At 64.5% G+C, this 21,875-nt stretch carries 17 protein-coding genes; 10 read left to right on the forward strand and 7 right to left on the reverse strand.

The features are described from left to right. Positions 1-123: 123 nt before the first annotated feature. The gene (locus tag RFM52_RS31890) at positions 124-705 is read right to left on the reverse strand and encodes a histidine phosphatase family protein (RefSeq protein ID WP_320298854.1); all 582 of its coding nucleotides are present in this window, start codon (positions 703-705) and stop codon (positions 124-126) included. A 124-nt stretch (positions 706-829) separates the two neighbouring features. Further along, positions 830-2,164: a dicarboxylate/amino acid:cation symporter gene (locus RFM52_RS31895; RefSeq protein ID WP_320298855.1), complete on the reverse strand. Its 1,335-nt coding sequence runs from the start codon at positions 2,162-2,164 to the stop codon at positions 830-832. 237 nt (positions 2,165-2,401) lie between these two features. Between RFM52_RS31895 and RFM52_RS31900 the strand changes: the two genes are divergently transcribed. The 3 genes from RFM52_RS31900 (at position 2,402) to RFM52_RS31910 (ending at position 6,182) form a co-directional block, all read left to right on the forward strand. Continuing rightward, a complete protein-coding gene (locus RFM52_RS31900) occupies positions 2,402-4,267 on the forward strand; it encodes an ATP-binding protein (RefSeq protein WP_320298856.1) in 1,866 nt (621 codons plus the stop codon). Beyond that, positions 4,264-5,619, forward strand: a complete 1,356-nt coding sequence (locus RFM52_RS31905; protein ID WP_320298857.1) for a sigma-54-dependent transcriptional regulator — start codon at positions 4,264-4,266, stop codon at positions 5,617-5,619. Before RFM52_RS31900 ends, RFM52_RS31905 begins: the two co-directional genes overlap by 4 nt. Before the next feature lie 218 nt (positions 5,620-5,837). Continuing rightward, a complete protein-coding gene (locus RFM52_RS31910; RefSeq protein ID WP_320298858.1) occupies positions 5,838-6,182 on the forward strand; it encodes a hypothetical protein in 345 nt (114 codons plus the stop codon). Positions 6,183-6,199: 17 nt separating this feature from the next. On the opposite strand, the gene ggt is transcribed toward RFM52_RS31910, so the two are convergent. The 3 genes from ggt to RFM52_RS31925 all read right to left on the reverse strand — a co-directional run bounded on the left by ggt (position 6,200) and on the right by RFM52_RS31925 (position 11,664). After that, complete coding sequence (gene ggt, locus RFM52_RS31915; protein ID WP_320298859.1) at positions 6,200-7,939, reverse strand: gamma-glutamyltransferase; 1,740 nt, start codon at positions 7,937-7,939, stop codon at positions 6,200-6,202. 236 nt (positions 7,940-8,175) lie between these two features. Next, positions 8,176-9,468: an L-rhamnose catabolism isomerase gene (gene rhaI, locus RFM52_RS31920; RefSeq protein ID WP_320298860.1), complete on the reverse strand. Its 1,293-nt coding sequence runs from the start codon at positions 9,466-9,468 to the stop codon at positions 8,176-8,178. Positions 9,469-9,561: 93 nt separating this feature from the next. Continuing rightward, positions 9,562-11,664: a bifunctional rhamnulose-1-phosphate aldolase/short-chain dehydrogenase gene (locus RFM52_RS31925; RefSeq protein WP_320298861.1), complete on the reverse strand. Its 2,103-nt coding sequence runs from the start codon at positions 11,662-11,664 to the stop codon at positions 9,562-9,564. Between the two features lie 188 nt (positions 11,665-11,852). On the opposite strand from RFM52_RS31925, the gene RFM52_RS31930 reads away from it, so the two are divergent. From RFM52_RS31930 to RFM52_RS31960, 7 genes are all read left to right on the forward strand, one after another. After that, positions 11,853-12,662 carry a DeoR/GlpR family DNA-binding transcription regulator gene (locus tag RFM52_RS31930; protein WP_320298862.1) on the forward strand — a complete coding sequence of 270 codons (810 nt, stop codon included), beginning with the start codon at positions 11,853-11,855 and terminating at the stop codon, positions 12,660-12,662. Positions 12,663-12,717: 55 nt separating this feature from the next. After that, positions 12,718-13,713, forward strand: a complete 996-nt coding sequence (rhaS, locus tag RFM52_RS31935; RefSeq protein ID WP_320298863.1) for a rhamnose ABC transporter substrate-binding protein — start codon at positions 12,718-12,720, stop codon at positions 13,711-13,713. Between the two features lie 184 nt (positions 13,714-13,897). Beyond that, complete coding sequence (locus tag RFM52_RS31940; RefSeq protein WP_320298864.1) at positions 13,898-15,439, forward strand: sugar ABC transporter ATP-binding protein; 1,542 nt, start codon at positions 13,898-13,900, stop codon at positions 15,437-15,439. Then, the gene (locus RFM52_RS31945) at positions 15,436-16,413 is read left to right on the forward strand and encodes an ABC transporter permease (protein WP_320298865.1); all 978 of its coding nucleotides are present in this window, start codon (positions 15,436-15,438) and stop codon (positions 16,411-16,413) included. Before RFM52_RS31940 ends, RFM52_RS31945 begins: the two co-directional genes overlap by 4 nt. Continuing rightward, positions 16,410-17,411 carry an ABC transporter permease gene (locus RFM52_RS31950; protein ID WP_320298866.1) on the forward strand — a complete coding sequence of 334 codons (1,002 nt, stop codon included), beginning with the start codon at positions 16,410-16,412 and terminating at the stop codon, positions 17,409-17,411. The genes RFM52_RS31945 and RFM52_RS31950 overlap by 4 nt, the downstream gene beginning before the upstream one ends. Next, complete coding sequence (gene rhaM, locus RFM52_RS31955) at positions 17,411-17,725, forward strand: L-rhamnose mutarotase (RefSeq protein ID WP_320298867.1); 315 nt, start codon at positions 17,411-17,413, stop codon at positions 17,723-17,725. Before RFM52_RS31950 ends, rhaM begins: the two co-directional genes overlap by 1 nt. Further along, positions 17,722-19,086, forward strand: a complete 1,365-nt coding sequence (locus RFM52_RS31960; RefSeq protein ID WP_320298868.1) for an FGGY-family carbohydrate kinase — start codon at positions 17,722-17,724, stop codon at positions 19,084-19,086. Before rhaM ends, RFM52_RS31960 begins: the two co-directional genes overlap by 4 nt. Before the next feature lie 6 nt (positions 19,087-19,092). Here RFM52_RS31960 and RFM52_RS31965 read toward each other — a convergent pair whose 3' ends face one another. Both RFM52_RS31965 and galE read right to left on the reverse strand, forming a co-directional pair. Beyond that, positions 19,093-20,349, reverse strand: coding sequence for a D-amino acid dehydrogenase (locus RFM52_RS31965; RefSeq protein WP_320298869.1), 1,257 nt, complete (start codon positions 20,347-20,349; stop codon positions 19,093-19,095). A gap of 103 nt (positions 20,350-20,452) precedes the next feature. Continuing rightward, positions 20,453-21,448 (reverse strand): UDP-glucose 4-epimerase GalE, encoded by a 996-nt coding sequence (gene galE / locus RFM52_RS31970; protein WP_320298870.1) that lies wholly within the window; start codon positions 21,446-21,448, stop codon positions 20,453-20,455. Positions 21,449-21,875: the final 427 nt, after the last annotated feature.

Raw genomic sequence — 21,875 nt, forward strand, 5'->3', positions numbered from 1 at the left:
ACCGCTCCAGACTTAAGCCGTCGCCGCTATTTTGCCTCTTGCCCAAGAGGGGCCGTCCATACATGACGAGGCTGCGGGGTTTCGCCCAATCTCCAGAGGCACCTGTGCTGCCATCCAGCAGGACTACTTCTGGTTCCAGCGGCGGATGACCGGCTCGGTCAAATCGTGCTCGTAGCCGAGGATGCTGAGGCTGGCGGTGTCGAGCACGAAATGCTCGCCGCCTTCCGGTGGCAGGCCGACCCAGCGCGATGCGAAGACACGCAGGAAATGCGAGCTGGAGAAGATCAGCACATTGCCGGCCACCGCGCGCAGCCCGGCGATGACGGCGTCGGCGCGGGCGCCGACATCGGCCGCCGTCTCGCCGTCCGGGCAGCCGTCGCGAAACAACTGCCAGCCAGGGCGCTTCGACAGGATCTCCTTGGTCGTCACGCCTTCGTAAGCGCCATAGTCCCATTCCTGCAGATCCGGCTTCTTAACCGCGCGCGCGCCGAAGCCGGCGAGCCGGCAAGTGTCGAAGGCGCGCTGCGAGGGGCTCGACCAGACCGCCTGGAAAGTCAGCCCCTTGAGCCGATCGGCGACGCCGCGCGCCGCCTCCTCGCCTCTCGCTGTCAGCGGGATGTCGGTGCGGCCGGTATGCCTGCCCGAGGCGCTCCACTCTGTCTCGCCATGGCGAACAAGATAGATCTCGGGATACGCGCTGCTCATCGACCACCCTCTCGGCTGAATGTTTTGCCGAGAATCCGGCTCGCGCAGCCTATGCGGCGGCCGACAAAAAGAACAGGCCGCGGCGACTGCCGCGACCTGCTGCGCATCGGGAGGATGCGGGTGATCAGGCGGGCTGCAGGCCGCCCGACAGCGCAAGGTCGGCCTCCTCCGGCAACTGGCCAGCCATGGCAGCGGCGAATTGCTTCTGGTCGAGCTCGCCTTCCCAGCGCGCCACGACGATTGTCGCCACGGCGTTGCCGACGAAGTTGGTGAGCGCGCGGCATTCCGACATGAAGCGGTCGACGCCGAGGATCAGCGCCATGCCGGCGACCGGCACCGAGGGCACCACCGAGAGCGTGGCGGCCAGCGTGATGAAGCCGGCGCCGGTGATGCCGGCCGCACCCTTGGAGCTCAGCATGGCGACGAGCAGCAAGAGGATCTGATCACCAAAGGTAAGCGGCGTGTCGGTCGCCTGGGCGATAAACAGGGCCGCCAGCGTCATGTAGATGTTGGTGCCGTCGAGGTTGAAGGAATAACCGGTCGGAATGACGAGACCGACGACCGAACGGTTGCAGCCGGCGCGCTCCATCTTGGCCATCAGGCCGGGAAGTGCCGCCTCGGACGACGAGGTGCCGAGCACCAGGAGCAGCTCCTCCTTGATGTAGCGGATCAGCGCCAGGATTGAGAAGCCGTTGTACCATGCCACAGTGCCGAGAACGACGAGCACGAAGAGCAGCGACGTCAGATAGAAGGTGCCGATCAGCATTGCGAGGTTGGCGATCGAGCCGATGCCATATTTGCCGACGGTGAAGGCCATGGCGCCGAAGGCGCCGATGGGGGCTGCCTTCATCAGGATGGCGACGAGGCGGAAGACCGGCGCGGTCAACGCCTGCAGGAAATCGACCACAGGGCGGCCACGTTCGCCGACCAGGGCCAGCGCTATGCCGAACAGCACCGAGAAGAACAGCACCTGCAGGATGTCGCCCTGCGCGAAAGCGCCGGTGATGGTGTCGGGGATGATGTTCATCAGGAAGCCGACGATCGAAGTGTCATGCGCCTTCTCGGTGAAGGTCGCTACTTTCGAGGGGTCGAGGGTCGCTGGATTGATGTGCATGCCGGCGCCGGGCTGGATGACGTTCGACACGACGAGGCCGACGACGAGCGCCAATGTCGAGAAGACGAGGAAATAGATCATCGCCTTGCCGGCGACGCGGCCGACCTTGTGCAGGTCGGAAACGCCGGCAATGCCGGTCGCCACGGTGAGGAAGATCACCGGCGCGATGACCATCTTGACCAGCTTGATGAAAGCATCGCCAAGCGGCTTCAGCGAGGCGCCCAGGTCGGGGTAGAAATGTCCAAGCAGGATGCCGGCGGCGATCGCCACCAGGACCTGCACATAGAGATGCCGGTAAAAGGGAACCTTGCCGCGCGGTTCGGCGGCAGCGATTGCTGTCTGCATGATGTCCTCCGTTCGGCCCCCGATCGAGACGCTCGACCTCCCAGGGGGCTGTTGACCTCCACAGCCTCGCGGCTGCTGCGGATGTATTTGCAACCCGCGTGCCAGATTGCGCTCAAAGGCTCCTCTCATTGATTTTGCTGACTTTTTTGAACTCGCGACCGGTACTTTGGTCGGTGTTAGTGCGGTTATCCGCATAGGTCGAATTGCGCTTTGTGCGAAATCATGCACAGATGCGGCATGCTGCAACGCCCTGCCGCTGCCCTCGCCCCGACGCCCGAACTGCTTGCCGGGCGGGCGCGTCGTGCCTGGCTGCTGTTCGCGGCGGTGGCGCTGCTGATCGTGCTCGCGGCGCTCTACGGCGCCGGGCTTTACGGCCGCTCGACCGAGATAGAGGCTTTGGCCACGCAAGGGCGCACCGACGCCAACCTCAAGGTCGCGCTGCTGCGCGCGGTGCTGGAAAACCCGCGCGCGCTGCCGCTGCTGCTATCGGAAGACCAACAGGTGCATGACGCGCTAAGCGAGCGCAGCCCCGCATCGATCGATGTCTTGAACCGCAAGCTTGAAGGACTGGTGTCGGGCACCAAAGCCTCGGTGCTCTATGTCACCGGCACGGACGGTCTGGCGATCGCCTCCAGCAACTGGCGCGAGCCGGTGAGCTTCGTCGGCAACGACTATGGTTTTCGCGCCTATTTCTCGGGCGCGATGGAAACCGGCACGGCCGAATATTTCGCGCTCGGCAATGTCAGCAAACGCCCCGGTCTCTACATCTCGCGCCGCGTCGACGGCGCTTCGGGGCCGCTCGGCGTCGTCGTGGTCAAGATGGAATTCGACCAGCTCGAGTCCGACTGGCGCGAGGCGAACCGGCCGGCCTATGTCAGCGATGCGCATGGCGTGGTGCTGATCACCAGCGTCCCTTCCTGGCGCTTCATGACGGTCGCGCCGCTGGCTGCTCCGGTCACGGCCGACATCCGCGCCAGCCAGCAATTCGGCGATGCGCCGCTGGTGGCCTTGCCGATCACGAAGCCACAACCGCTCAGCCCCGATGTCGCGCTTGTCCATGCCATCACGCCTGGCGGCAGCGACGCCGAATACCTGCGGCTGTCGACCGCCGTGCCGTCGACGCCCTGGCGCCTCGACTATCTCGTTCCCGCCGAAGCACCGGTCGCGGCGGCGCAGCGCGAAATGCGGCTCCTGGTGCTGGGCGTCCTCGTGCCGCTCATCGCCTTTGCCGCCTATCTGTTGTGGCGGCGGCAGTCCGGGCAGATGCGGATTGCCGCCGAACAGGCCGCGCGCGCCGAGCTCGAGCGGCGCGTCGTCGAGCGCACGCAGGATCTGAGCCTGGCGCGCGACCGGCTGCAGGCCGAGATCGTCGACCACCGCAGCACCGAAGCCAGGCTGCAGGTGATGCAGCAGGAGCTGGTGCAGGCCAACCGGCTTGCAACGCTCGGCCAGGTCGCCGCCGGTGTCGCACATGAGATCAACCAGCCGGTGGCGACGATCCGCGCCTATGCCGACAATGCGCGCGTCTTCCTCGAACGCAAGCAGAGCGCCTCAGCCGAGGAGAACCTTGGCGCCATCGCCGCGCTGACCGAGCGCATCGGCTCGATCACCGAGGAGCTGAAAGCCTTCGCCCGCAAGGGCCGCACAGCGGCCGAGCCGGTGGAGCTGCGCGGCGTGATCGAAGGCGCCGTGGTGCTGCTAAGGAGCCGCTTCGCCGGCCGGCTGGATGCGCTGGCGATCACGCTGCCGCCGCCGGCGCTCAAGGTTATGGGCAACCGGCTGCGGCTGGAGCAGGTGCTGATCAACCTGTTCCAGAACGCGCTGGAGGCGCTCGACGGCCGCGACGACGCGAAAGTCGAGGTTTCGGCGACCGAGACCGGCGATGACGTCGCGCTCATGGTCTTGGACAACGGCCCGGGCATCCCGCCCGCGATCCTGAAGTCGCTGTTCACGCCCTTCAACACCTCCAAGGAAAAAGGCCTCGGGCTCGGCCTCGTCATCTCCAAGGACATCGTCGCCGACTATGGCGGGCGCATCGAGGTTTCGAGCAGCGGCCAGGGCACACGCTTCACCATCCATCTGTCGAAAGCCGGCGCGGCATGACCAATCACGATCCAGCACCGGTCATCCTGATCGATGACGATAGCGATCTGCTCAAGGCGACAAGGCAGACGCTGGAGCTTGCCGGCTTTGCGGTGTCGGCCCACGCGGTGGCGAGCGAAGCGCTGGCGGCGCTCGACAGGAATTTCGCTGGGGTGGTGGTGTCGGACATCCGCATGCCGGAGATCGACGGACTGCAGCTTTTCGACCGCGTCTTGCAACTCGACCCCGATATCCCCGTGATCCTGGTCACCGGCCATGGCGATATCGCGATGGCCGTCAAGGCGATCAAGGACGGCGCCTACGACTTCATCACCAAGCCTTTCGCCGCTGAGCGGCTGGCGCAGAGCGTTGCCCGTGCCGCCGAGAAACGCCGCCTGGTGATGGAAAACCGCGCCTTGCGCGAGGCGGCCGAGCAGGCCCAGGAAGGATTGCCGCTGATCGGCCAGACGCCGGCCATGGAGCGGCTGCGCCGGACATTGCGGCAGATCGCCGACACCGATGTCGACGTTCTGGTGACCGGCGAGACCGGCTCCGGCAAGGAGGTGGTGGCGAGCCTGCTGCACCGCTGGAGCCGACGCGCCAAGGGCAATTTCGTCGCGTTGAACTGCGGCACGCTGCCGGAGACGGTCATCGAGAGCGAATTGTTCGGCCATGAGGCCGGCGCCTTCACCGGCGCGCAGAAGAGGCGGGTCGGCCGTATCGAGCATTCAAGCGGCGGCACGCTGTTCCTCGACGAGATCGAAAGCATGCCGGCCTCGACGCAGGTGCAGATGCTGCGCGTGCTCGAAATGCGTGAGGTGACGCCGCTCGGCACCAATGAGGTGCGACCGGTCGACCTGCGCGTCGTCGCCGCCGCCAAGGTCGATCTCGGCAATGCCAGCCAGCGCGGCAATTTCCGCGAGGATCTCTATTACCGGCTCAATGTGGTGACGCTTTCGATCCCGCCGCTGCGCGAGCGGCGGGACGACGTGCCGCTGCTGTTCGGTTATTTCGCCGAGCGTGCTGCCGCCCGCTTCCGGCGCCCCGTGCCGGCGATCTCCGCCGCGATCCGGCGCCATCTCGGCGAGCATGACTGGCCCGGCAATGTGCGCGAGCTTGCCCATTTCGCCGAACGCTTCGTGCTCGGGCTGGACGACGTTGCCGCTGCGCCTTCCCCTGCGGCAATGGAGATCGACACCTCCATGCCCTTACCGGAACGGCTCGATCGTTACGAAGCCGAAATCATCCGCGAGACACTTGGTCGCAATGACGGCGACGTGCGCCGCACCATCGAGGCGCTCGGCATTCCGCGCAAGACCTTCTACGACAAGCTGCAGCGGCACGGCATCGTGCGCAGCGATTTTTCCAGGTAGATCAAGGTCAGAGACGGAGCATGATGTCGTCCGAAAACCGCTTCACACTTCTCGGCATCATGCTTCGGGAACCGCAACGCCGCTTCCGCCGTTGAACCTGACCGGGAAACCGTGGCACTCGGGCATCAGCCGGGCGGCGAACGCATCGCCGTGGCGGCGTTGCCGGGTTGCGCTCGGCAGGCGTTGATGGTTTGTTGCCGCTCAGCGGAGAACGAATAATGCGCGAATCCCTCGGTCAAGACGAATACGGCTCGACCAACCCTTTCGACCCGGACGACCTGCCCAATCTCAATGCGATGGGGCCGGCGATGGGCGGCGGCAATGATTTCGAGAAATACGCGGTCGCCGTCATCATCGTCTTCGGCGCGCTGATCATCGGCGGCCTGATGGCTGCCTCCATGTCCTTCGGCCACCGCAACGGCTTCCTGTTCGCGCTTGGCGGCGCCACGGCTGCCTGGATCTCGGGCAATGCGCTGCTGCTCGACCGGCCGCGCATCTATGCGCTGTTCGTCGCCATCGCCGCCGTGATGCTGATCGCTTCGACCATCACGCTTGTGACCTGACCTCGGCATAGGCCCGATCAATACCCCAAGGCTTCGCCGGCTGCCGAGCGGCTGTCGATGGCGCCGTTGTAGCGCGCGCCGCCACCCTTCTCGATTTCGCCGAGGCTCTTGCCGCCGACCAGAATGCCGGCGGCCTGCCCCCAGGTCTGGTCGCTCAGATCGAGATGATAGCCCATGCCGGCAAGCAGCCGCTCCGTGTCCGGCGAAAGCCCGAAAGGCTCGACATAGACCGTGTCCGGCAGCCATTGATGATGGATGCGCGGCGCGTCGATCGCCTGCTGGATGTCCAAGCCGTGGTCGATGACGTTGACGATCGCCTCCAGCGTGATGGTGATGATGCGCGAACCGCCCGGACTGCCTATGACCATGAACGGCTTGCCGTCCCACGTCACGATCGTCGGGCTCATCGAGGATAAAGGCGTCTTCTTCGGCTGGATGGCATTCGCCTCGCCCTGAACTAGGCCATACAGGTTCGGTACGCCGGGCTTCTGGGTGAAGTCGTCCATCTCGTTGTTGAGCAGGATGCCGGTGCCGTCGGCGACGACGCCGGCGCCGAAGGAGCCGTTCAGCGTATAGGTGACCGCGACGGCGTTGCCGTCATTGTCGATGATCGAATAGTGAGTGGTTTCCTTCGACTCGCCGAAGCCTTTCGGCATCAGGTCCTTCGACACGCCGGCGCGGAACGGATCGATCTTGTCGCGGATGTCTTTCGCGTAAGCCTTGTCGAGCAGCTTCGAGACCGGGTTGTCGACGAAATCCGGGTCGCCCAGCGCCGAGTTGCGGTCGACATAGGCATGGCGCATGGCCTCGACCATGACATGGACCGTCTCGGCGGAACCCGGGCCGAGATAGGAGAGTGGGTAGCCCTCCAACACATTGAGAATCTCGCAGATGATGACACCGCCGGAACTCGGCGGCGGCGAGGAGATGATCTCGTAGCCGCGATAGGAGCAGGTCACGGGCTTCAGCTCGCGCACGGCATATTGCTCGAAATCGCCCTTGGCGAGGATGCCGCCCTTGGCGCCGCTCGCCTTGACGATGGCGTCGGCGATCGACCCTTTGTAGAAGGCGTCCGGCCCCTTTTCCGAGATCGCCGAAAGCGAGGCGGCAAGGTCCGGCTGAACGAGCTTCTCGCCGATGCCGTAGGGCTTGCCGTCCTTTTTCAGGAAGATGGCGGCGGCCGCGGGATCCTTCGCCAGCCGCGCGGCGCTGCCGGCAAAGGAAGCCGCGTCGCCCTGGTTGAGCACGAAGCCGTCCTTGGCGTAGGCGATTGCCGGCGCCATCAGATCCTGTCTTGAGAGCGTGCCGTATTTCTCACGCGCCATCTCGAAACCGGCCACCGAGCCCGGCACGCCGACGGCGAGATAGCCGTCGAGGCTGGCGCCCTTCACCGGATTGCCGTCCTTGTCGAGATACATGGTCTTGGTGGCGGCGAGCGGCGCGCGCTCGCGGAAATCGAGGAAGGTCGTGCGGCCGTCCTTCATGCGCACGGTCATGAAGCCGCCGCCGCCTATATTGCCGGCATTGGGATAGACCACGGCAAGCGCGTAGCCGACCGCGACAGCGGCATCGACCGCGTTGCCGCCTTTCTTCAGCACGTCAACGCCGACTTCGGTGGCGAGATGCTGGGCGGTCACCACCATGCCGTGCTCACCTTTGGCAGGAGCCGGTGAGGCGGCGAAAGCGATGGTCGACGGCGTGAGGGTAATTGCGAGCGAAAGGATGACGCCGATCAGCGTCCGACGAGTCAAGGGCATGGCGGTGCTCCTGGCGTTGGGGACGCCTAGGAAAGACCGTCAGGGCGAATTAGTCCAATAATAATTGAAGCAGCGAGAGAGACCCCTCACCCGGATTGCCAAGTCGAATTGCAAGGGCAATTCGGGCAATCCGACCTCTCCCCCGGGGAGAGGAGCTTGCGACGGTGTTGACCTCTTCTCCCCTGGGGGAGAAGGTGGCCGCGCAGCGGTCGGATGAGGGGGCCTGGCTCGGCCTATCAGACGATGCCGCCGCCACCGCCCGCAACCGCCGGCCGTTCCGCCGCGACCTTGGCCCGGTAACCGGCCTCACGATAGGCAGCGACGGGATCGACGGCGCCGCCGGTCCTCAGCCTCGCCATGGCGAGGATCGGCTCGACGTCGGTGCGGTAGGCAGCTTTCAAAGTCTGCGTCGCCATCAGCGCATCATTGGCGTCCTGAAAACCCTCAAGCGCCTTGCGGTCGACCAGCAGCGCCTGCGCATAGGCGCGCTGCACCTCGACCGCCGACAGCATCAGGCTTTCGATCGGGTCGGTGACGTTGTGGCTCTGGTCGAGCATATGGGCGGGGTTGAAGCCCTTGGCGCCCGAAAGCTCGGCGTCGACCAGCTCGTTGAAGACGAGGAACAGCCGGTAGGGATCGATGGACCCGGCGTCGAGGTCGTCGTCGCCATATTTCGAATCGTTGAAGTGGAAGCCGCCGAGCTTGCCGAACTGGATCAGCCGCGACACGATCATCTCGATGTTGACGTTGGGCGCATGATGGCCGAGGTCAACCAGGCAGAAGGCCTTGTCGCCGAGTTCCCTGGCGATGATGTAGTTGGTGCCCCAGTCCTGCACGACCGTCGAATAGAAAGCCGGTTCGTACATCTTGTGCTCGGTGAACAGCCGCCAGTCGTCGGGCAGTCCGGCATAGATTTCGCGCATGGCATCGAGATAGCGTTCGAAGGCTCTTGCGAAATTGACCTGACCGGGGAAGTTCGAGCCGTCGCCGATCCACACCGTCAGCGCCTTGGAGCCCAGCGTCCTGCCGATCTCTATGCATTCGAGATTATGCTCGACCGCCTGATGGCGCGTGCCGGCATCGGCGTGTGACAGCGAGCCGAACTTGTAGGAGCGTTCCTGATCCTTCGCGTCGGAGAAGGTATTCGAGTTCATCGCGTCGAAGCCGAGGCCGAAGCGCGAGGCCGCCTGCTTCAGCCGGTTCGGATCGGCCTTGTCCCAGGGAATGTGCAGCGAGACGGTAGGTGTGGCCTGCGTCAGCTGGCTGATGACGGCGCAATCCTCGATCTTGTCGAAGATGTCGCGCGGCTCGCCGGCGCCGGGGAAACGGGCAAAGCGCGTGCCGCCGGTGCCGACGCCCCAAGACGGGATCGCCACGCCGAATTTCTCGACCTTGTCGCGGATCGCGTCGATGGCGATGCCACGCCGGTCGAGGCGTTCGCCGAGGGAGGCGTAGTCGCGCTCGAGGTCGGGTTTGCGCGCGGCGTTGTGGCTGGCGACGAGATCGGCGCGGATAATTGTTTCGGACACTGCGGTTCCTCCCAGGAATACGTTCGGCAGGCGCTGCCCCTCATCCGCCTGCGGCACCTTCTCCCCGTTGAACGGGGAGAAGGGAAAGCGCACCTAGCGCGTAAAGCTTTGCGCGTTGCCGGCGTCGACGTTGACGATGTTGCCGGTCGACTTGGCCGACATGTCAGAGGCAAAGAAGTAGATCGCCTCGGCGATGTCCTCCGGGAAAACCGAGCGCTTCAGCATCGAGCGCGAGCGGTAGTGTTCCTCGAGATCGTCGGTCGACATCTTGTAGGCTGCGGCGCGCTGTTCCTTCCACTCGCCGGTCCAGATCTTGGAGCCGCGCAGCACGGCGTCCGGATTGACGACGTTGACCCTGATCTGCGCTTCCGCGCCCTCCAGCGCGAGGCAGCGGGCAAGGTGGATCTCAGCCGCCTTGGCCGTGCAATAAGCGGACGCATTCGGCGAAGCGGCAAGCCCGTTCTTGGAGGCGACGAAGACGACATTGCCGCCGATCTTCTGGGCGCGGAACAGCCGGAAGGCCTCGCGCGAAACCAGGAAATAGCCGGTGGACAGGATGTCCATGTTCTTGTTCCACAAGGCCAGCGTGGTCTCCTCGATCGGCGCCGAGGAGGCGAGGCCGGCATTGGAGACGAGGATGTCGATGCCGCCGAACTCGACCGAAGTCTCGGCAAAGCCGGAAAGCACCTGGTCCTCGGAGGTGACATCGATCCGCACTGGACGGACGAAGTCTCTTCCGAACGCCTTCGACAGCTCTTCATTGGCGCTGGCCAATGCCGCTTCGTCGATATCGGCGAGCACAACGCAGGCGCCTTCGCGCAGCAGCCGGTTGGCGGTGGCGCGGCCGATGCCGCCGGCGCCGCCGGTGACCAGCGCGATCTGGCCGGCCAGCGCCTTCGGCTTCGGCAGGCGCTGCAGCTTGGCCTCCTCGAGCTGCCAGTATTCAATGTCGAAGGCTTCCTGCGCCGGCAGGCCGACATAGGACGAGACCGTCGAGGCGCCACGCATGACGTTGATGGCGTTGACGTAGAACTCGCCGGAGATGCGCGCCGTCGCCTTGTCGCCGGCGAAGGTGAACATGCCGACGCCGGGCATCAGATAGACCACGGCGTTGGGATCGCGGATGGCCGGCGAGTCCGGATGCTTGCAGCTGTCGTAATAGGCCTGGTAGCCGACGCGGTATTCGGCAATGTCGTCGGCGAGCCGCGCGATGACGGCGTCGATATCGGGCTTTGCCGGATCGAACTCGATCACCAGCGGCCGGATCTTGGTGCGCAGGAAGTGGTCGGGGCATGAGGTGCCGAGCGCCGCCAGCGGCTGCAGGTCCTTGGAGTTCACGAATTCGAGCACGGCGGGCTGATCGTCGAAATGGCCGAGCTTGTGGCTCTTTTCAGAGATCAGGCCGCGGATCCTTGGCATCAGCTTGGCCGCGATGGCGCGGCGCGCCGGAGCATCGAGCGACTTGACCGCTTCACCGCCGAAGATTGCCACGCCTTCCGACCGACGCTCGAACCATTCGATCGCCTGGTTGATCACCGAGATCGTCGTTTCGTAGCATTCCTTCGGCGTGTCGCCCCAGGTGAACAGGCCATGGCTTTCGAGCACCACGCCCCTGGCGTCGGGGTTTTCGAGGCAGAATTTCTCCAGCCACAGGCCAAGCTCGAAGCCCGGCCGCTTCCAGGGCAGCCAGCCGATGGCGTCGCCGAAGATCTCCTTCGTGATCGCCTTGGAATCCTTGGCCGCGGCGACCGCGATGATGGCGTCTGGATGCATGTGGTCGACGCAAGGCTTCGGCACGTAAGCGTGCAGCGGCGTGTCGATCGAGGCCGCGCGCGGATTGAGGTTGAAGGTGCAGTGGGGCAGGTAGCCCACCATCTCGTCCTCATGCTCGACGCCGCGATAAAGACTTTTGATGGCGCGCAGCTTGTCCATGTAGAGCGTGGCGAAACCGTCGAGCTTGATCGAGGCGCTGTCGCCGCCGGAGCCCTTGACCCAGAGGACCTCGACGTCCTCGCCGGTGAGCGGGTCCTTCTGCCGGACCTTCGACGAGGTGTTGCCGCCGCCATAGTTGGTGACGCGCTTGTCGGATCCTAGCGTGTTCGAGCGATAGACCAGGAGCTCGGGACCGCTCATCCCCTCGGCTTTTGCATCGTCCCACAGATTGGCGAGGCGCGAGCCGTGGCGCTTGTCGAGCATAGGTATCCTCCCTTGGAGCGCGAACGCCGCGCCCCTCATTTCTCGCCGGGAATGTCTACGCAAGCGCCGCACTTGTCAATCACAAACGATCAATATCGATCATATTGCACTGCACAATGAAAATATTTGATCGGAAATGATTGACACTGCGCGTTTTCTAAGGCCTGATGCTTGGGCAGGGAGGAACCATGCACGAGAAAGAGCGCCACAGGATCATTCTGTCCGCCGTCCAGGAAAAGCCTGTGGTGACGGTTCAGGAGATGGTCGAGCTGACGGACTCCTCCGAGGCGACGATCCGGCGCGATATCGCGGCGCTGCATGTCCAGAAGCGCCTTCGCCGAGTGCGGGGCGGCGCCGAGGCGATCTCGCCGCCGCAGTTCATCGGCCTTGCCGGCCGGCCCTTCTCCGTCAACGAGACGCTGAACGCCGCGCAGAAGCGGGCGATCGCGCGGGAAGCGGTCAACCTTTGCACGGACGGCGAGCCGATCATCATCAATGGCGGCACCACCACGTTCCAGATGGTGCATTTCCTGACCGGACGCCGCATGCCGATCTTCACCAATTCGTTCCCGATCGCCGAGCATCTGCTCAAGCACTCCAAGAACACGGTGATGCTGTCGGGGGGCACAATCTACCGCGAGCAGAACATCATCCTGTCGCCCTTCGACAATGACGTGACGCGCAACTTCTATGCGCGTCGCATGTTCATGGGCGCGCAAGGGTTGGGCCCGCTCGGGCTGATGGAAGGCGACCCGCTGCTGATCCAGGCCGAGCAGAAGCTGATCGACCAGGCCGACGAATTGGTGGTGCTGGTCGATTCCTCGAAATTCCGCATGCGCTCCAGCCTGATCCTGTGCGGGCTGTCGCGCATCGCGACAGTGATCACCGACGACGGCATCGAGGACCGCGAGGCCAAGATGCTGGAAACGGCGGGCGTGGCGCTGATCGTCGCCCGCAGACAGTCAAGCGAGAAGGAAGAATCTTCACTGCAGGCCTGAGGGAAACTCACGCCCGCAGCGGCGATGGAATGCAACGCTCAAGGGAGGATATTCGATGAGCTTTTTGAAGAAACTGCTGGTCACGGCGGCCTTTTCCGCCGCCATGTTCGTGAATGCCGCCTATGCCGAGAACGTCAAGATCGCGCTGGTGGTGAAGTCGCTCGGCAACGGCTTCTTCGACGCCGCCAACAAGGGCGCCGAGGAAGCGGCCAAGGAACTGGGCGATGTCGACGTCATCTACACCGGCCCGACCAAGGCGACCGCCGAAGCGCAGATCGAAGTGATCAATTCGCTGATCGCGCAGAAGGTCAACGCGATCGCCGTTTCGGCCAATGACGCCGACGCGCTGGTGCCGGTGCTGAAGAAGGCGATGGAGCGCGGCATCACCGTCATCTCATGGGATTCCGGCGTCGCCAAGGAAGGCCGCCAGCTCCACCTCAATCCGTCCGACACCGGCCTGATCGGCGAGACCATCATCAAGCTCGCCGCCGACTACCTGCCGGAAGGCGGCGACGTCGCGATCCTGTCGGCCTCCTCGACGGCGACGAACCAGAACGCCTGGATCGAAGCGGCCAAGAAAGTGCTGCCGGAGAAGTTCCCGAAGATCAAGCTGGTCGCCACCGTCTATGGCGATGACGACTCGGCCAAGAGCACCGACGAAGCCAAGGGCCTGTTGAAGTCCTACCCGAACCTCAAGGCGATGATCGCGCCGACCACAGTTGGTGTTGTAGCGGCTGCGCAGGTCGTCACCGACGAGAACCTGATCGGTAAGGTCAACGTCACCGGCCTCGCCCTGCCGTCGGAGTTCAAGAAGTTCATCGACAATGGCGCCAGCCAGGCGGTTGCGCTGTGGAACCCGATCGATCTCGGCTATTCGGCGATCTATCTCGCCCATGACCTGGCGGTGAAGAAGGAAGAGGCGAAGCCCGGCGCCACGCTGTCGATCGGCCGCGTCGGCAAGGTGACGCTCGACGACACCAACTCGGCCGCGATGGCTCCGCCGTTCCAGTTCGACAAGACCAACATCGAGAAGTTTTCCAAGATCTACTGATCCTGGACTGACGGAGCTGCCCCCTCATCCGGCCGCTTCGCGGCCACCTTCTCCCCGGTGGGGAGAAGAGCCAGGCGCCAAGCTCGCAAGCCTCCTCTCCCCTCGGGGAGAGGTCGACCGAGCGAAGCGGAGGTCGGGTGAGGGGGAGTCGACACGGAATAGATTCACTGGGCTTGATACGACTATGGACACGACGGCCCATCACGGCACGGTAAAGGAGCGGCCCCCGGCATCAGCTCCGCGCCTGACGCTCTCAGGCATCTCGAAAAGTTTCCCGGGCGTGCGCGCGCTGCACAATGTCAGCCTGTCGCTCTATCCGGGCCAAGTCACCGCGCTGATCGGCGAGAACGGCGCCGGCAAGTCGACGCTGGTCAAGATCATGACCGGCATCTACCAGCCCGATTCAGGCGAGATCGGCATTGACGGCCAGGCCACGACGCTGCCCAGCGCGCATGCCGCCTTCGGCCACGGCATCACCGCCATCCATCAGGAAACCGTGCTGTTCGACGATCTTTCGGTCGCCGAAAATATCTTCCTCGGCCACGCGCCGCGCACCCGCTTCGGCACCATCGACTGGCGCACCATGCGCAGACAAGCCCGCGAGGTGCTGGAGACGATGCGGGCCGGCCATATCGACGCCGACGCGCGACTGAAGGACCTCGGCATCGCCAACAAGCACCTCGTGGCTGTCGCCCGCGCCATGTCGATCGACGCGCGCATCGTCATCATGGACGAGCCGACCGCGGCGCTTTCGATGAAAGAAATCGAGGAGCTTTTCCTGCTCATCGAATTCCTGACGAGCGAAGGCAAGGCCGTGCTCTTCATCAGCCACAAGTTCGACGAGATCTACCGCATCGCCGACCGCTACACCGTCTTCCGCGACGGCGAGATGGTCGGCGAAGGCCTGCTCAAGGACACCGGCCAGAACGAGATCGTGCGCATGATGGTCGGCCGCAACGTCGACCACATCTTCCCGCAGCGCGAGCCGAAGATCGGCGCGCCGGTGCTGTCCGTCTCCGGCCTGTCGCATCCGACCGAATTCGACGATATCGGTTTCGAGCTGCGCAAGGGCGAGATCCTCGGTTTCTACGGGCTGGTCGGCGCCGGCCGCAGCGAGGTCATGCAGGCGGTCGCCGGCATCACCCGCACCAGCCGGGGCGCGATTTCGCTCGACGGCCAGTCGATCGCGCCGAGATCGGCCGCGGATTCGATCGAGGCCGGCATCGTCTATGTGCCGGAAGAACGCGGCAAGCAGGGCGTGGTGATCGGCCTGCCGATCTTCCAGAACGTGTCGCTGCCATCACTGGCGCGCACCTCGAAATCCGGCGTGCTGAGGCTGGCGGAAGAATTCTCGCTCGCCCGCTCCTACACCGAGCGGCTCGATCTGCGCGCCTCATCGCTCAGCCAGGATGTCGGCACGCTTTCCGGCGGCAACCAGCAGAAGGTGGTCATCGCCAAATGGCTGGCCACAACGCCCAAGGTGATCATCCTCGACGAGCCGACCAAAGGCATCGACATCGGCTCCAAGGCCGCCGTGCACGGCTTCATGGCCGAGCTGGTCGCACAAGGCCTTTCGGTGATCATGGTTTCGTCCGAACTGCCGGAAATCCTCGGCATGTCGGACCGCGTCGTGGTCATGCGCGAAGGCCGTATCGCGGCGACCTACGACAACAAGGGGCTGGACGCAGAGACGCTGGTTCGAACGGCAGCGGGGATCGCGGCATGAAGAGCTTCCTCAAATACCGCGAGATCTGGCTGCTTGCCGGCATCGTCGTTCTGATCGGGCTGATCTCGACGCGCTTCCCAGGCTTCGCCGACCCCGCCAATCTGCGCCAGGTGTTCAACGACACCTCGATCCTGATGATCCTGGCGCTCGGACAGATGGTGGTGATCCTGACGCGATCGATCGACCTGTCGATGGCGTCCAACCTCTGCTTCACCGGCATGGTGGTGGCGATGCTCAACGCCGCGCATCCGGCGATCCCGATCCCGGTGCTGATCGTCATCGCTCTCGCCGTCGGCCTCGTGCTCGGCGCGATCAACGGCTTGCTGGTGTGGCGGCTGAACATCCCGTCGATCGTGGTGACGCTGGGCACGCTCACCATCTATCGCGGCGCCACCTTCGTCATCTCGGGCGGCGCCTGGGTCAACGCCGACCAGATGAGCCCCGCCTTCATCAACTTCCAGCGCGCCGTCTTCCTCGGCCTGCCGGTGCTGTCGTGGATCGCCATCATCGTGATCGCGCTGTTCTTCCTGGTGATGACGCGGACCGCGATCGGCCGCTCGATCCACGCCATCGGCGTCAACCCGACCGCCTCGGTCTATGCCGGCATCGATGTCGGCCGCACCAAGTTCATCGTCTTTTGCATTTCCGGCATGATCGGCGGGCTCGCCGGCTATCTGTGGATCTCGCGCTACGTGATCGCCTCGGTCGAGGTCGCCAACGGCTATGAGCTCAACATCATCGCGGCCTGCGTCATCGGCGGCATTTCGATCGCCGGCGGCATCGGCTCGGTCGGCGGCGCGGTGCTGGGCGCGCTGTTCCTCGGCATCATCTCCAACGCACTGCCGGTCATCAACATCTCGCCCTTCTGGCAGATGGCGATCTCGGGCAGCGCCATCATCCTGGCCGTGGTGCTCAACGCGCGCGGCGAACGCCGGCAGGGTCGCATCATCCTCAGAAAGGCGGAAGCGGCATGACCGACGCCCCTCACCCGCGCCATATCCCCGACCGGCTCGACAAGCCGCTGTCGTCGGCGATCTTCTCCTGGGAGGCGCTGCTCGTCGTCATCGCGGTCGCCATCTTCGCTGTGAACAGCTTCGCCTCGCCCTACTTCCTCGACCCGTGGTCGCTGTCGGACCTTACCTTCAACTTCACGGAAAAAGGGCTGATCGCTTTAGCCATGGCGCTGCTGATCATCTCCGGCGAGATCGACCTTTCGGTCGCGGCGATCGTGGCTTTAGCCTCGACGATGATGGGCATGGCCGTGCAGGCCGGCGCCGGCACGCCGGTGCTGGTGGCGATCGGCATCGTCGTCGGCTTGGGCTGCGGCGCCTTCAACGGGCTGCTGGTCACCCGCCTCGGCCTGCCTTCCATCGTCGTCACCATCGGCACGATGAGCCTATTCCGCGGCATCGCCTTCATCATCCTCGGCGACCAGGCCTACAAGGGCTATCCGGAAAGCTTCGCCTTCTTCGGCCAGGGTTACGTCTGGTGGGTCTTCTCGTTCGAGCTGGCGCTGTTCCTCGTCGCGGCTTTGATCTACTGGTTCGTGCTGCACCGCACGGCTTTTGGCCGTCGCGTCTTCGCCATCGGCAACAATCCGGTCGCCTGCCAGTTCTCCGGCGTGCGCGTTGCCCGCATCAAGTTCATCCTGTTTTGCCTGACCGGGCTGATGTCGGGCATAGCCTCTGTGCTGATCACGTCGCGGCTCGGTTCGACGCGGCCGTCGATCGCGCAGGGCTATGAGCTGGAAGCCATCACCATGGTGGTGCTGGGCGGCGTCTCGATCCTCGGAGGCGCCGGCAGCATCCTCGGCGTCGTGCTTGCCGCCTTCATCATGGGGCTGGTGACGTTCGGGCTCGGCCTGCTCAACGTGCCGGGCATCGTCATGTCGATCTTCATCGGCCTGTTGCTGATCATCGTCATTGCGCTGCCGATCGTCTGGCGGCGACTGCGCGAAGGGCGCTTCGCCTGATGGAAAAATACGCCTTCAAGATGAAGCTCAATCCCGGGATGAAAGCCGAGTACAAGCGCCGCCATGACGAGATCTGGCCTGAGCTGGTGGCGCTTCTGAAGCGGGCCGGCGTCTCCGACTATTCGATCCACCTCGACGAGGAGACCGACATCCTGTTCGGCGTGCTTTGGCGCCGTGACGATCACGACATGGCGGACTTGCCCAAGCATCCGGTGATGCAGCGCTGGTGGGCGCATATGGCCGACGTCATGGAAACCAAAGCCGACAACGAACCGGTGGCGGTGCCGCTGGAAACGTTGTTCCATATGGCATGATCCGCCACGTCGCCGTCATCGACATCGGCAAGACCAACGCCAAGGTGGCGCTGGTCGATCTCACGACGCTGAGCGAAATTGCGCTGCGCCGCACGGCGAACTCGCCGGTGCGGCACGCGCCCTACCCGCACCACGATGTCGAGGCGCTGTGGACGTTCATCCTGAACAGCCTGACCTATCTCGACGGCGAACGGCGGATCGACGCCATTTCGATCACCACGCATGGCGCGACCGGCGCGCTGGTGGACGCCTCAGGCGAACTGGTCCTCCCGGTGCTCGACTATGAGTTCGACGGTCCCAATTGGCTTGCGGCCGACTACGACGCCGTCCGCCCGCCCTTTGCCGAGACCGGCACGCCGCGGCTGCCGATCGGCCTCAATCTCGGCGCGCAGCTCTTCTGGCAGCAGAAGTGGTTCCCAGCGGAATTCGCCAGGGCCGCTGCGATGCTGATGTACCCGCAATATTGGGCGCTGCGGCTGACCGGCGTCGCAGCCAACGAGGCGACGTCGCTCGGCTGCCACACCGATCTGTGGAACCCCTGGACCTCCGACTATTCCTCGCTGGTCGACAAGATGGGGTGGCGCCAACTGATGGCGCCGGTGCGGCCGGCAAAAGACCGGCTTGGTCCAATCCTGCCGGCGCTTGCGCGACGCACCGGGCTCGACGAGCAGACTCCGGTGTTCTGCGGCCTGCACGATTCCAACGCCTCGCTGTTGCCGCATCTGTTGTCCGATCGGCCGCCCTTCTCGGTCGTTTCGACCGGCACATGGGTGGTGTCGATGGCGGTTGGCGGCAGGACGGTGGAACTCGACCCGGCACGTGACACGCTGGTCAATGTCAACGCGCTCGGCGATCCGGTGCCTTCGGCGCGCTTCATGGGTGGACGCGAGTTTTCGCTGCTGACCGAGGGGCAGCCACAGGAATGGAGCGAGGCCGATATTGTCGGCATTCTGGCGCGCCAGGCCCTGCTGTTGCCTTCCACCCAACAGGGCTCCGGGCCTTTCCCGCACCGCGACGCACAGTGGGCCAATGCCGACGACCTAACCCCCGGCCAGCGCTTCGCCGCCATTTCGTTCTACCTGGCGCTGATGACCGCGACCTGCCTGGAGCTGATTGGCGGCGACGGGCCGACAACCGTCGAGGGACCGTTCGCGCAAAACCCGCTTTTCAACTGCATGCTGGCGGCAGCGACGGGACGACCAGTCGCTACGTCGGAGACCTCGACGGGCACCAGCATCGGGGCGGCATTATTGGCCTCAGATGGTGTGACCGTGATGAGCAAGGGTGAGCGCACCGCACCGCCAGTCGAGCGCGCCTGGGGCGAATACGTGTTGGCGTGGCAGCAGGCCGTGAAGCTCTAAGCCGGCTCAGCGCGCCGTCCCGTAAAGCAGTCCCCCCGGGTCGATCTGCGGCTTGCGGCCGGCGACCACGTCGGCCAGGAATTGGCCGGAGCCGCAGGCCATGGTCCAGCCGACATGGCCGTGGCCGGTGTCGAGATAGAGATTGCGGTATTTCGCCTGGCCGATCACCGGCACCGAGTTCGGCATCATCGGCCTCAAGCCGGCCCACAGCACGGCCTTCTTCTCGTCGAAGGCACCCGGGAAAAGATCCTTGCCGGTTTCCAGGATGGTCCTGAAATCGCCGGGCTTGAAGCTGCGGTCGAAACCGGTGAATTCGGCCGTCGAGGACATGCGCAGGCGATTGCCGAGCCTCGAATAGCCGATCAGCCGATCCTCGTCGGCGCCGCCCATGGTCGGCCCCTTGCCTTCGTCCTCCAGGGGAATGGTCGCCGTATAGCCCTTCACCGGATAAACCGGCAAGTCGATGCCGTAACGTCGGCCGAGCAAGCCGCTTTCCGGTCCCATGGAGATGACGACGGCGTCGCCTGTGACCGGCCCTGCCGAGGTGATGACCGCCCGCACACGGTCGCCCTCGATGTCGAGACCCTGGATCGTCGTGCCGAACAGGAATCTGACGCCGAGCTTCTCGGCGGCATAGGCGGCGAGCCTGTCGGTGAACTGCTTGGAATCGCCGGTCTGGTCGATCGGCGAATAGATGCCGCCGGCGATCTTTTCCTTGACGCCGGCAAGGCCAGGCTCCAGCTCGACCAGGCGCTCGCGGCCGACGATCTCGATCGGCAGGCCGTGCTCGCCGAGATAGCGATAATTGTCGGTGCCGGTGTCGAGGCTCTTCTGCGACCGGAAGAAGTAGAGGATGCCCTTCTTGCGCTCGTCGTAATGGATGCCGGTCTCCTCCGACAGTTGATTGATGCACGCGCGCGAATGAAGCGCCAATCTCAGCTTGATGTCGGTGTTGGCGCGCAGCCGCTTGATTGTGCATTCGCGCAGGAAACGCAGGCTCCAGGCATAGAAATACGGATCGAGGCGAAGTCTCACCTTGATGCCGAGATCGTGATTCCAGAGCGCGCGCAGGAAGGTCTTCAGCGCGGCCGGCGAGGCCCAGGCGGTGGCGTCGCCCGGCGAGACCAGGCCTGCATTCGACTGGCTGGTGCCGCGCGCCGCCGCTTCATGGCGCTCGATCACCGTCACCTCGTGACCGTCCTTAGCCAGATAATAGGCAGCCGCCGTGCCAACCACGCCGGCGCCGAGAACCAGGACCTTCATGCCGTCCCCTCAGGATCGAACAGGGCCGCGCACTCTGCGCGTTGGCCCGAACGAGCCTCAATACCGCGTCTGCAGAGGTCGCACGAGCCCTTGGCCCAACAGATCAGTTTCGAACGGAGTTCTTGGTCGTCAGGATGCGCTCCCACGCCAACGCATCATTGACGATCAGGTCGAGATCGTCGCGCTGCGGCGTCCAGCCGAGCTCCTTGCGGGCGAGCTCGGAATTGGCGACCACCGCGGCGGCGTCGCCCGGCCGGCGGTCCCCCATACGCACATCGAAGTCATGGCCGAAGGCGCGGCGCACGCTGTCGATCACTTCCAGCACCGAATAGCCATGGCTGTAGCCGCAATTGGCGACGAGGCTACTCCCGCCGTCGCGCAGCCGCTGCAGCGCCAGCCGGTGCGCGGCGGCGAGATCGCTGACATGGATATAATCGCGCATGCAGGTGCCGTCCGGCGTCGGATAATCATTGCCGAAGACCTGCATGAAGGGGCGCTTGCCGAGCGCGGTCTCGCAGGCGACCTTGATCAGATGCGTGGCGCCGGGCGTCGACTGTCCGGTGCGGCCCTTCGGATCGGCGCCGGCAACGTTGAAATAGCGCAGCGCCGTATAGCGGATGTCGTGCGCCAGCGCCGCATCGCGCAGCATCCATTCGCTCATCAGCTTGGAGAGGCCATAAGGCGATTCCGGCGCAAGGCGGGCATCCTCGCGCACCGGCTCCAGCCCGGCGCCGCCATAGACGGCGGCAGTGGAGGAGAAGATGAAGTGCGGCACGCCTTCACGCACCGCGGTTTCGATCAGCGTGCGGGTCTTGCAGGTGTTGTTCTCGTAGTAGCCGAGCGGATCGGCGACCGATTCCGGCACCACGATCGAGCCGGCGAAATGGATGATGGCGTCGACCTTGTTTTCGCGGATCACCTGGCCGACCAGTTCCTTGTCGGCGACGTCGCCGATCACGAGCTTTGCCTCGGGCGCCACCGCCCATTCGAAGCCGGTGGAAAGCCGGTCGAGCACCACGACGCTCTCGCCGGCGTCCAGCAGCTCCCAGACCATGTGGCTGCCGATATAGCCGGCACCGCCCGTCACCAAAACCGTCATTTTCTACCTCGCTGATCAAGATTTATCGGAAACTGTCTCAACAGCCACCGTGCTGGAAACCCCGCCGCAAGCCCGCTAAAGCCTATGTCGTTCCCCCAAAACCGCTGTGCACTTTTGGGCGATATGCATACGCCTCCCCATAATGTTAAGTCCGTAACAGTTCCTCCCGTCCGAGGCATCGTACTGAAACAAAGCTGCTTCAAACAGCCGGGAATAGGCCACGATCCGGCATCGTTAGGAACAGGGCCGGGGCGTGGCATTTTGACCGGTGGGGTCCGGTGGACGTGGCATGGGGCAGTGACTATGATCCGCCGCAAAATTGGGAAGTCGACATGAACTACCAGCGGTTCTTCGAAGATGCGATCGACCAGCTCCACGCCGAGCGTCGCTACCGCGTTTTCGCCGACCTCGAGCGCATCGTTGGCAA

The sequence above is a fragment of the Mesorhizobium humile genome, assembly GCF_033977215.1.
In the GTDB taxonomy this organism is placed as follows: domain Bacteria; phylum Pseudomonadota; class Alphaproteobacteria; order Rhizobiales; family Rhizobiaceae; genus Mesorhizobium; species Mesorhizobium humile.